The organism is Streptomyces sp. NPDC048420, from assembly GCF_040651535.1.
GTDB lineage: Bacteria > Actinomycetota > Actinomycetes > Streptomycetales > Streptomycetaceae > Streptomyces.
This window is the reverse complement of the sequence record NZ_JBEZKG010000025.1, coordinates 119,236-129,312: the sequence shown is the minus strand read 5'-3', so window position 1 is coordinate 129,312 and position 10,077 is coordinate 119,236. Positions and strand designations below refer to the sequence as shown.

At 69.4% G+C, this 10,077-nt stretch carries 12 protein-coding genes and 1 pseudogene; 8 read left to right on the top strand and 5 right to left on the bottom strand.

Going from position 1 to position 10,077, the window contains the following annotated elements:
- Positions 1-108: 108 nt before the first annotated feature.
- Together AB0D34_RS37240 and AB0D34_RS37235 are read right to left on the bottom strand one after the other, a co-directional pair.
- Complete coding sequence (locus AB0D34_RS37240) at positions 109-417, bottom strand: hypothetical protein (protein WP_362670033.1); 309 nt, start codon at positions 415-417, stop codon at positions 109-111.
- A 31-nt stretch (positions 418-448) separates the two neighbouring features.
- Positions 449-2,137: a sodium:solute symporter family protein gene (locus tag AB0D34_RS37235; RefSeq protein WP_362670061.1), complete on the bottom strand. Its 1,689-nt coding sequence runs from the start codon at positions 2,135-2,137 to the stop codon at positions 449-451.
- Between the two features lie 111 nt (positions 2,138-2,248).
- Here AB0D34_RS37235 and galT point away from each other — a divergent pair, with 111 nt between their 5' ends.
- The 4 genes from galT to AB0D34_RS37215 all read left to right on the top strand — a co-directional run bounded on the left by galT (position 2,249) and on the right by AB0D34_RS37215 (position 6,304).
- Positions 2,249-3,310: a galactose-1-phosphate uridylyltransferase gene (galT, locus tag AB0D34_RS37230; RefSeq protein ID WP_362670031.1), complete on the top strand. Its 1,062-nt coding sequence runs from the start codon at positions 2,249-2,251 to the stop codon at positions 3,308-3,310.
- On the top strand, positions 3,307-4,269 hold the full coding sequence (galE, locus tag AB0D34_RS37225; RefSeq protein WP_362670028.1) for a UDP-glucose 4-epimerase GalE: 963 nt from the start codon (positions 3,307-3,309) through the stop codon (positions 4,267-4,269). The genes galT and galE overlap by 4 nt, the downstream gene beginning before the upstream one ends.
- 2 nt (positions 4,270-4,271) lie before the next feature.
- The gene (gene galK, locus AB0D34_RS37220; RefSeq protein WP_362670026.1) at positions 4,272-5,426 is read left to right on the top strand and encodes a galactokinase; all 1,155 of its coding nucleotides are present in this window, start codon (positions 4,272-4,274) and stop codon (positions 5,424-5,426) included.
- An 89-nt stretch (positions 5,427-5,515) separates the two neighbouring features.
- Complete coding sequence (locus tag AB0D34_RS37215; RefSeq protein ID WP_362670024.1) at positions 5,516-6,304, top strand: hypothetical protein; 789 nt, start codon at positions 5,516-5,518, stop codon at positions 6,302-6,304.
- On the opposite strand, the gene AB0D34_RS37210 is transcribed toward AB0D34_RS37215, so the two are convergent.
- Positions 6,294-6,752 carry a GNAT family N-acetyltransferase gene (locus AB0D34_RS37210; RefSeq protein ID WP_362670022.1) on the bottom strand — a complete coding sequence of 153 codons (459 nt, stop codon included), beginning with the start codon at positions 6,750-6,752 and terminating at the stop codon, positions 6,294-6,296. The two genes, AB0D34_RS37215 and AB0D34_RS37210, sit on opposite strands and share 11 nt — an antisense overlap.
- Before the next feature lie 275 nt (positions 6,753-7,027).
- Here AB0D34_RS37210 and AB0D34_RS37205 point away from each other — a divergent pair, with 275 nt between their 5' ends.
- Positions 7,028-7,795, top strand: a complete 768-nt coding sequence (locus AB0D34_RS37205) for a response regulator transcription factor (protein WP_362670020.1) — start codon at positions 7,028-7,030, stop codon at positions 7,793-7,795.
- 56 nt (positions 7,796-7,851) lie between these two features.
- Here AB0D34_RS37205 and AB0D34_RS37200 read toward each other — a convergent pair whose 3' ends face one another.
- Positions 7,852-8,349, bottom strand: a complete 498-nt coding sequence (locus AB0D34_RS37200) for a MarR family transcriptional regulator (RefSeq protein WP_141205418.1) — start codon at positions 8,347-8,349, stop codon at positions 7,852-7,854.
- Positions 8,350-8,438: 89 nt separating this feature from the next.
- On the opposite strand from AB0D34_RS37200, the gene AB0D34_RS37195 reads away from it, so the two are divergent.
- The 3 genes and pseudogenes from AB0D34_RS37195 (at position 8,439) to AB0D34_RS37185 (ending at position 9,694) form a co-directional block, all read left to right on the top strand.
- On the top strand, positions 8,439-9,233 hold the full coding sequence (locus AB0D34_RS37195; protein ID WP_362670017.1) for a trans-aconitate 2-methyltransferase: 795 nt from the start codon (positions 8,439-8,441) through the stop codon (positions 9,231-9,233).
- A pseudogene (locus AB0D34_RS37190) lies at positions 9,233-9,456 on the top strand (hypothetical protein). Before AB0D34_RS37195 ends, AB0D34_RS37190 begins: the two are co-directional and overlap by 1 nt.
- Positions 9,457-9,520: 64 nt before the next feature.
- Positions 9,521-9,694, top strand: coding sequence for a CsbD family protein (locus tag AB0D34_RS37185; RefSeq protein ID WP_362670014.1), 174 nt, complete (start codon positions 9,521-9,523; stop codon positions 9,692-9,694).
- 70 nt (positions 9,695-9,764) lie between these two features.
- Here AB0D34_RS37185 and AB0D34_RS37180 read toward each other — a convergent pair whose 3' ends face one another.
- On the bottom strand, positions 9,765-10,061 hold the full coding sequence (locus AB0D34_RS37180) for a hypothetical protein (protein ID WP_362670011.1): 297 nt from the start codon (positions 10,059-10,061) through the stop codon (positions 9,765-9,767).
- Between the last annotated feature and the right edge of the window lie 16 nt (positions 10,062-10,077).

The following is a 10,077-nucleotide window of genomic DNA, read 5'->3' as shown; positions in this document are numbered from 1 at the left end:
ACTGACCACTGCTCATCCGAAAGATCCCCACGCCCCACACCGAGATCATCACGGCACAGAGCGCGGCACGAAGCCTCGTTCTAAAACACGCCCTAGGCCCAGCGCCCGCTACTCCCGCGGCTCCTCATCCGGTACAGCCGGCGGAGTCGGTCGCAGCTTCAGCCAGACCAGGAAGAAGATGCCGAGGACCAGCATGCCGAGGCCGGTCCAGAGGTTGATATTGACGCCCTCGGCCTTGTCGAGGGTGGCGTCGGACGGGTTGATTCCGGCGATCGTGACGATGACGCCGTAGAGGACGAACAGGCCGCCGATGATGCGCCGCAGGTCGAAGATGCGGGCAGCAGTCGCGGACTTGGCCTGGAGTTCGGCCACTTCCCGCTGCACGTCGTGGTCGGAGTATCCGTGCTGATCAGACATGGTTGCTCAATCCTCCGCGATCAGAACGAGTTCAGAACGAGAACGGGATGTAGCAGGCGGCCGCCAGAACCACCGCGCCCCAGCCCAGCAGGGCCGGCCGCCGGTACCAGGCGTCGTCTCCGGCGGCGGGCGCCTCGGACATGCCGGGGGACGTCGTGCCGTAGACCAGGCCCTGGAGTTCCTCGGCGGGCTTGGGGGCCGTGAAGAGGGACACGGCGACCATGACCACCGCACCGGCCACGATTCCGACGATCGCGGAGACGAAGTTGGCCCCCTGGTCGGAGGGGATGTCGATGATGCCCTGCTTGTAGATCCAGAAGTAGTTCACCATCGCCGCCACCGTGCCGGCGAGCAGACCCCAGAAGCCGGACTTCGCGGAGGCCCGCCTCCAGAACATGCCGACGATGAAGACGACGAACATCGGCACGTTGAAGAAGGAGAACAGCGTCTGGAGGTAGCTCATGATGTTGGAGAAGGAGGACGCCAGGAACGCCGTTCCCACCGACGCGCAGACGCCGATCACCGTGATGAGGCGGCCGAAGCGGACGTAGTACTCGTCCTCCCGGCCCCGCACCACGTACCTCCCCCAGATGTCGTTCGTGAACACCGTGTTGAAGGACGAGACGTTCGCCGCCATCCCCGCCATGAAGGCCGCCAGGAGACCGGTGACCGCGATACCGAGGACACCGTTCGGCAGGAGCTGCTCCATCAGGTACGGGATGGCGTCGTTGTACTGGTAGCCCGAGTCGGCGGTGCCGAAGCCGGGGATCAGGGCCGCCGCCGTCAGGCCCGGGATCATCACCAGGAACACGATGAAGATCTTCGGGAACGCGGCGATCAGCGGTGTCCTCTGCGCCGCCGAGAGGTTCTTCGCCGACAGCGCCCGCTGGACCTCCGCGAAGTTCGTCGTCCAGTACCCGAAGGACAGCACGAAGCCGAGCCCGAGCACGATCGTCAGCCAGTTCGCGCCCAGCGGGTTCGCGCTGCCGATGCCCGTACCGCCCCACGCCGTCGTGAAGTCCGACCCGTGCTCCGCCGTCAGCTTGTCCGTCAGGCCGTCCCAGCCGCCCACCTTCTTCAGGCCCAGCACGACGAGCGGGATGAGGGCCGCCAGGATCACGAAGAACTGGAGGACCTCGTTGTAGATCGCGGAGGACAGACCGCCGAGTGTGATGTAGGCGAGCACGAAGGCACCGGCCACCACGATCGCCACCCACTGCGGCCAGCCCAGCAGCGCCTCGACCACGATCGCCAGGGCGTAGAGGTTCACCCCCGCGATGAGGATGGCCGCGAAGGCGAACAGGGCCGAACTCAGCAGATGCGCCCCCTTGTCGAAGCGCAGCAGCAGCATCTCGGGGACCGAGCGCACCTTGCTGCCGTAGTAGAAGGGCATCATCACCAGGCCGAGGAAGACCATGGCCGGGATGGCGCCGATCCAGTACCAGTGGACCGTGTACGCCCCGTACTGCGCGCTGTTGGCGGCCATGCCCAGGATCTCCGTGGCGGCCAGGTTCGCCGAGATGAAGGCGAGACCCGTGATCCAGGCAGGCAGTGAGCGGCCGGAGAGGAAGAAGTCCAGGCTCGTTTTCACCGAGCGGCGGGCCGCGAAGCCGATGCCGAGGACGACCACGAAGTAGATGCCGAGGATCGTGTAGTCGAGCCAGTTGGTGGGGAGCCGGAGCTCCGCTGCCAGGTATGCGCCTTTTGTGGGGTTTTGCATAGTCAACAAGTGAACACCTCGACTGATGCGCTTTGTTTGATTCCGATGTTGACGTTGGTGGGCGGTCGTGATTACTTGTGTTTAGTTATGTTTGAGTGAAGGAGTCCGGCGGTGAAGAAGACCTCGACCCGGCTGGCCGACGGTCGCGAGCTCATCTACTACGACCTGCGCGACGACACCGTCCGCGACGCCGTTGACCGGCGTCCGCTGGAGCCGACTGTCACCACGTCCGAGGTTCGTCGGGATCCGCTGCTCGGCGACTCCGTGGCCATCGCCTCGCACCGACAGGGGCGCACCTACCACCCGCCCAAGGACGAGTGCCCGCTGTGTCCGTCGCAGGGTGAGCGGCTGAGCGAGATCCCGGACTCGTCGTACGACGCGGTGGTCTTCGAGAACCGTTTCCCCTCGCTGGCCGGTGACTCCGGACGCTGCGAGGTCGTCTGCTTCACCTCCGACCACAACTCCTCCTTCGCGGACCTGACCGAGGAGCAGGCGCGGCTGGTTCTCGACGCCTGGACCGACCGGACTTCGGAGCTGTCCCATCTCCCTTCCGTCGAGCAGGTGTTCTGTTTCGAGAACCGCGGTGCCGAGATCGGTGTAACCCTGGGTCACCCGCATGGCCAGATCTACGCCTACCCGTTCACCACTCCGCGCACCGCGCTGATGCTGCGTTCTCTCGCAACTCACAAGGAGGCGACCGGAGGTGAGAACCTCTTCGACGCCGTCCTGGAGAGCGAGCTCGCCGGCGAGCGGGTCGTCCTGGAGGGTGAGCACTGGGTGGCCTTCGTGCCCTACGCGGCGCACTGGCCGTACGAGGTGCACCTCTACCCCAAGCGCCGGGTGCCGGATCTGCTCGGACTCGAAGAGGAGGCCCGCACAGAGTTCCCCAAGGTCTATCTGGAACTCTTGAGGCGCTTCGACCGGATCTTCGGCGAAGGTGAGCCGGTCACGCCGTACATCGCCGCCTGGCACCAGGCGCCGTTCGGCACGCTGGAGGAGTTCGAAGGGGTCCATCGTGACGACTTCGCGCTGCACCTCGAGCTTTTCACCATTCGTCGTACGTCCGGCAAGCTGAAGTTCCTCGCGGGCTCCGAGTCGGGCATGAACGTCTTCATCAACGACATCCGACCGGAGGCCGCGGCTCAGCGACTGCGAGAGGTAGCGAGTTCATGAAGTACCTGGTGACAGGTGGCGCGGGGTATGTCGGCGGGGTCGTCGCCCAGCACCTGCTGGAGGCGGGGCACGAGGTCGTCGTCCTGGACAACCTCTCCACCGGCTTCCGCGAGGGCGTCCCGGCCGGGGCCGCCTTCATCGAGGGCGACATCCGCGACGCCGCCAAGTGGCTGGACGCCTCCTTCGACGGCGTGCTCCACTTCGCCGCGTCCTCGCAGGTCGGCGAGTCGGTCGTGAAGCCCGAGAAGTACTGGGAGAACAACGTCGGCGGCACCATGGCCCTGCTCGGCGCCATGCGCGAGGCAGGCGTGCGCCGACTGGTCTTCTCTTCTACGGCCGCCACGTACGGGGAGCCCGAGGAGGTGCCGATCGTCGAGTCGGCGCCGACGAAGCCCACCAACCCGTACGGCGCCTCCAAGCTCGCCGTCGACTTCATGATCACCAGCGAGGCGAACGCGCACGGCCTCGGTGCCGTGTCCCTGCGCTACTTCAACGTCGCCGGGGCCTACGGCAAGCAGGGCGAGCGCCACGACCCCGAGTCGCACCTCATCCCGCTGATCCTCCAGGTCGCGCAGGGCAAGCGGGAGGCGATCAACGTCTTCGGCGAGGACTACCCGACCCCGGACGGCACCTGCGTTCGCGACTACATCCACGTCGCCGACCTGGCCGAGGCCCACCTCCTCGCAGTCAAGGCCGCCACCCCGGGCGAGCACCTCATCTGCAACCTCGGCAACGGCGAGGGCTTCTCGGTCCGCCAGGTCATCGAGACCGTCCGCCAGGTCACCGGGCACCCGATCCCCGAGGTCGTGGCCCCGCGCCGGGGCGGCGACCCGGCCACCCTGGTCGCCTCCGCCGCCACCGCCCGCGAGAAGCTGGGCTGGAACCCGTCCCGCGCGGATCTCGCGGGGATCGTCGCGGACGCCTGGGAGTTCGCGCAGTACATCGCAAGGGAGCAGTGACAGTGGCGGCACAGCAGGTCCGGGACGGTTTCACCGAGCTCTACGGCACCGAGCCCGACGGTGTCTGGTCGGCGCCCGGCCGCGTCAACCTCATCGGTGAGCACACCGACTACAACGACGGCTTCGTGATGCCCTTCGCGCTGCCGCACACCGCGATCGCGGCCGTCTCCAAGCGCGAGGACGGCGTCCTGCGGCTGCACTCGGCGGACGTCGAGGGCGGCATCGTCGAGCTGCGCCTGGACGACCTCGCCCCCGAGAGCGACCGGAACTGGACCGCCTACCCGGCCGGTGTCGTCTGGGCGCTGCGCGAGGCGGGCCACCAGGTCACCGGCGCGGACGTCCACCTGGCCTCGACGGTCCCGGCGGGCGCGGGCCTGTCCTCGTCGGCGGCCCTGGAGGTCGTCGTCGCGCTCGCCCTGAACGACCTGTACGACCTCGGCCTCCAGCGCTGGCAGCTGGCCAGGCTGTGCCAGCGCGCCGAGAACGTCTACGTCGGCGCCCCCACCGGGATCATGGACCAGACCGCGTCCGCCTGCTGCGAGACCGGCCACGCCCTGTTCCTCGACACCCGGGATCTCTCCCAGAAGCAGATCCCCTTCGATCTCGCCGCCGAGGGCATGGTCCTGCTCGTCGTCGACACGCAGGTCAAGCACTCCCACAGCGAGGGCGAGTACGGCAAGCGCCGCGCGGGCTGTGAGCGGGGCGCGGCCCTGCTCGGCGTGGACGCCCTGCGGGACATCCCCTACGGCGAGCTCGACGCGGCCCTCAAGAGGCTCGGCGACGACGAGGAGGCCGTACGCCTGGTGAGGCACGTCGTCACCGAGGACGAGCGGGTCGAGAAGGTCGTCGCCCTGCTGGAGTCGGGCGAGACCCGCGCGATCGGCCCCGTGCTGATCGCCGGCCACGCCTCCCTGCGCGACGACTTCCGGATCTCCTGCCCGGAGCTGGACCTGGTCGTCGACACCGCCCTCGCCTCCGGTGCCCTGGGGGCCCGGATGACCGGCGGCGGCTTCGGTGGCTCGGCGATCGTGCTGGCCGAGGCGACCGACGTGGAGAGCATCACCAAGGCGGTCCAAGAGGCCTTCTCCGCCGCGGAGTTCACCGCTCCGCGGGTCTTCGAGGCGGTGCCGTCGGCGGGGGCGCGGCGCCTGGTCTGAGGACGGTCCGACCACTGTTTTGCCCGGCTTGATCCGATCTTGGGGAAAGCCGGGCCTCTCCCTGACGTACACCCCAGTAGCGTCGGAGCGTGAGTCGAGGGCACCATCGCATCCTGTCGGCGATCGGCATCGGCTGCTACGTGCTGGCCGCCATCGTCGGCTTCTTCCTCCTGGCGGACCACCATGGCTCCGGTCTCCTGGTGCCCCTGTGGATTGCCCACGGCGTGCTTCTCGCCGTGCTCCTGACGAAGCTGTGCGCGGACGAGACGGGCCTGTCCGCGGCCCTGTTGGTGGTGGGGGTCTCCCTGGTCGCCGTGTACATCGCCGACCTGGCCCGGGACGATCTCACCCTGGAGCGGCGGGGCGAACGGATCACCGCCGTCGTCGTACGGGACTGGCCCGTTTCGGACCACGGGCGCAAGGCGGACACCTACGACTACGCCCTCGCGCGCCGCGACGGCACCAGGCTTCCGGGCCCCGCCCTCCAGGCCGGGTCCGGCCGCTTCGCCGTCGGCCAGAGGGTCACCGTGCTCGCGGACCCCGAGGGCGTCCTGCGTCCCCGGACCCCGGGCGACGCGCACGCGACCGGAGACGTCCTGGGGGTGGGGGCGTTCGCGCTGGTGGCGCTCGGCCTCGTCGGGGCCACGGCCCGCCGGGGCGCGACCGTCGCCCGCCGCCGGGAGGAGCGGATCAGGCTGGAGGAGCAGGAACACACGCTCCGCGAGGCGCTGCGCACGGCCCTGGCCGACGACCACGGCTTCGTCGAGGTGCACCCCGGGCACTACCCGGACGTCTCCCATCGCCGCGCGGCCGCCATCGCCGGGGAACTGGGCCTCGAGCCGGCGGACGACCCGGCCTCCTGGCGCTTCAGGCGCTGAGCCGCTTGGTCAGCGTGTACTCCGTGATCCCCGGCGGATAGTCCGGGATCACGCACACCACGTCGTACCCCTGCTTCCGGTAGAACTCCGGCGCCTGGAAGTCCCAGGTCTCCAGGCGTACGGAGGTGCAGCCCCGCTCGTGACGCGCCATTCGCTCCGCCTGTGCGAGCAAGTGCGAACCCAGACCCGCCCCGCGGTGCCGTTCGTCGACCCACAGATAGGCCACGTGCAGCCAGTTGGTCCAGGTGTGGCCGACCAGTCCGCCCGCCAGGGCGCCGGAGTCGTCCAACACCCAGACGTGGAGCGGAAGTTCCCGTTCACCTGGGGTTCCGCGCAGGGCGCGGAGCACCGGGGAGGCCGCCGTGTTGGTGTCCCGCAGCCGTTTGCGGAGCAGATCCTGCCGGGCTTTGTCGACTTCTGTCTCCAGACGAAACATGCGGCTCACCATAAACGCACCGGACAGCCAGTTCTGCAAATAACCTTCCGCTCCTGCCCCCCGGCCGTACCCTGATGAACAGCACCGGTGGGGGCCGGTGCTGATCAGGGGGCGAGACAGTCGGGTACGGCGCCCGAAGTGGGGGTAGCAGTTCTTGCACGGCGGCGGCCGTGCGGCCATCGTGCTTCGGGCGTCGTACCCGCGGCGGTGTCGTCTCCCGAGTCGTCTTTTTCGGACGATGACGACGGGTATCCCCTGCTCTTCGAGAGCTTGGGGAAGGGGGTTTCGTGGTTCGCATCCGAGTCCTGGTCGTAGACGACCATCGCATCTTCGCCGAGTCGCTCGCCGCCGCGCTGGCGGCCGAGCCCGATGTGGAGGTCTCCGCGGCCGGCAGCGGTCCCGCCGCGCTGCGCTCGCTGGAGCGCGCGGCCGCCGAGGGCCGCCGTTTCGACGTGCTGCTGGTCGACGCCGACCTGGGCGGCAACGTCCAGGGCATCAGGCCCGCCGTGTCCGTGCCGGACGGCAACGAGGACGGACTGGTGGACGGTATCTCGCTGGTCGCCGGGGTCCGCTCGGCGCAGCCGTCGGTACGGATCGTCGTGCTCGCCGAGAAGGACGATCCGCGGCGGGCCGCGCTCGCCCTCCAGGCCGGCGCGTCCGGGTGGGTCGCCAAGGACTGCTCGCTGTCCCGGCTGCTCACCGTCATCCGGGGGGTCCTGCGCGACGAGACCCATCTCCCGCCCGCCCTGCTCACCGGCGTACTGCGGGAGCTCACCGCCGCCCGCAAGCACCGCACCGAGAGCGAGCGGCTGGTGGAGTCCCTCACGCCGAGGGAGCGGGAAGTGCTCAGGTGCATGGTCGCCGGGCTGGGGCGCAAGGCCGTCGCCGAGCGCCTGTTCCTCTCCCCGCACACCGTGCGCACCCATATGCAGAACGTCCTCGGCAAGCTGGGCGTCCACTCGACCCTGGCGGCCGTCGCACTCGCCCGGCGCGCAGGGGTCGGACCCGTCGACCTGGCCGGGGATGTTGTCGAACGGGGCGGTCAACTGGCGTAGGGGAGCAACGGCGCCTGATCAACGCCCGTGCCCCAACGGCTCTCCCAGCGGAGCGCCTAGCCGGGGATGTTGTCGAAGGGGGCGGTCAACTGGCGTAGCAGCCCGGCCAGTTCCCCGCGCTGGGCGCGCGAAAGCTCGGCGAGGATCGCGCGTTCCTGTTCCAGCAGACCGGCGAGGGCCTGGTCCGCGCGGTCCTTGCCGTCCTCGGTGAGCCTGACGAGCACCCCGCGCCGGTCGCTCGGGTCGGGCAACCGCTCCACCAGGCCCTTCTTGGTCAGCCGGTCGATGCGGTTGGTCATCGTGCCCGAGGTGACCAGGGTCTGTGTCAGCAGCTGCCCCGGGGAGAGCTGATACGGCGTCCCCGCGCGCCTGAGCGCGGTCAGCACGTCGAACTCCCAGGGCTCCAGGCTGTGCTCGGCGAAGGCCAGCCGGCGCGCCCGGTCCAGGTGCCGGGCCAGTCTGCTCACCCGGCTGAGCACCTCGAGCGGTTCCACGTCGAGGTCCGGGCGCTCCCGGCGCCACGCAGCGACCAGCCGATCGACCTCGTCCTCCATGACGATCAGTGTAGTGGTTGTGTCGATGTGAAGTCTCTTGATGTGAAGCCTCTTGACATCAAGATAAACCGGCGAGGAGAGTGAGTCCCATGACGACTTGGGACCCCGCTCAGTACCTCCGCCACGCCGACCACCGCGCCCGTCCCTTCACCGACCTGCTCGGCCGCGTCCCGGACCTGCCGTCCGACCCGCCCGTGATCGCCGACCTGGGCTGCGGCCCCGGCAACGTGACCGCGGTGCTCGCCGCCCGCTGGCCCACGGCGCGGATCACCGGCTACGACAACTCGGTCGAGATGCTCGACAAGGCGCAGGTCGAACACGCGGGCCCCACGTCCGGGGGCGGCCGGCTCGACTTCGCCCACGCGGACGTCCGCACCTGGGCGCCCGCACAGCCGTACGACCTCATCGTCAGCAACGCCACGCTGCAGTGGGTGCCGGGGCACGTAGGCCGTTTCGCCGACTGGATCGCCGGTCTCGCCCCCGGCGGCACCTTCGCCTTCCAGGTCCCCGGCAACTTCGACTCCCCGAGCCACGTCCTCATGCGGGAACTGGCCGGAGCGGCGGGACTCGCGGAGGAGCTGCGCCACGACGACGCCGTCCTCGCGCCCGAGGCCTATCTCGCGGAGCTGGCCGACCTCGGCTGCGAGGTGGACGCGTGGGAGACGACGTACATGCACCTGCTGCAGGGCGAGGACCCGGTCCTGGACTGGGTGAAGGGCACCGGTCTGCGCCCGGTCCTCACCGCGCTCGCCGACGACCCCACGGCCCGGGAGAAGTTCCTCGCCGAGTACCGGGCGGCCCTGCGCGAGGCGTACCCGGCGGGACCGTACGGCACGCCGTTCCCGTTCCGCCGCATCTTCGCGGTGGCCCGCAAGGAGGGGTGATGCTCGTCGCCGTCGACCATGTGCAGCTGGCCGCGCCTCCCGGCTCCGAGGACCGGCTGCGCGCCTTCTACGTCGACGTCCTCGGCATGACCGAGATCCCCAAGCCGCCGGTGCTCGCGGCGCGGGGCGGATGCTGGTTCCGGGCGGGGGCCGTGGAGTGCCGGGACGCCGGCGCTTCTACTCGTACGACCCAGTTGGGAACCGGCCGGAGTTCCTTGTTTGACCCGGGCGGGCGGGGTCACCCGCTGTGATGACAGCGGAGTCGGCTATCGCTGGGAGTGAGACCGGTGGCAAAGGACCAGAAGGGCAAGGCCAAGAAGGAAAAGGCCAAGGGCAAGGCCAAGGAGGCCATGGGCCGTGCGGTCGGCAACGAGCGCATGGAGGCCGAGGGCCGCATGGAGCAGTCCAAGGGCGACGCGCGCCAGGCCAAGGAGAAGACCAAGGACACCTTCAAGCACTGACGGTCACGCCAATGCAGCGGCCCGTGCACCCCTGGGTGCACGGGCCGTCGTCGTACGGGCCGGTGACGAGTCAGCGCCACTCGGCCGGGATGTGCTTCACCTGCTCCAGGATGTCCCAGTTCTTCGGGCGGGAGCCGGGCGACCGCCAGGGGGCGCCCAGGCCGAGCCAGTAGCCGCGGAGTTCCCGCAGCGCCATCACACTGACATCGTTCATGCTGGGCTCGTTGTCGCAGCACGGACAGATGGCGCCCTCATTGGGCCAGCCCGCTTCCCAGAAGGGCTCTGCGCCGTCGTCGTAACCGCAGACGCGGCAGACGGTTTCCCACTCCGGGCCGGGCGGAAGCGGCAGTTCCTGTTCAGACGGCATGGGGCCGATCTCCTTC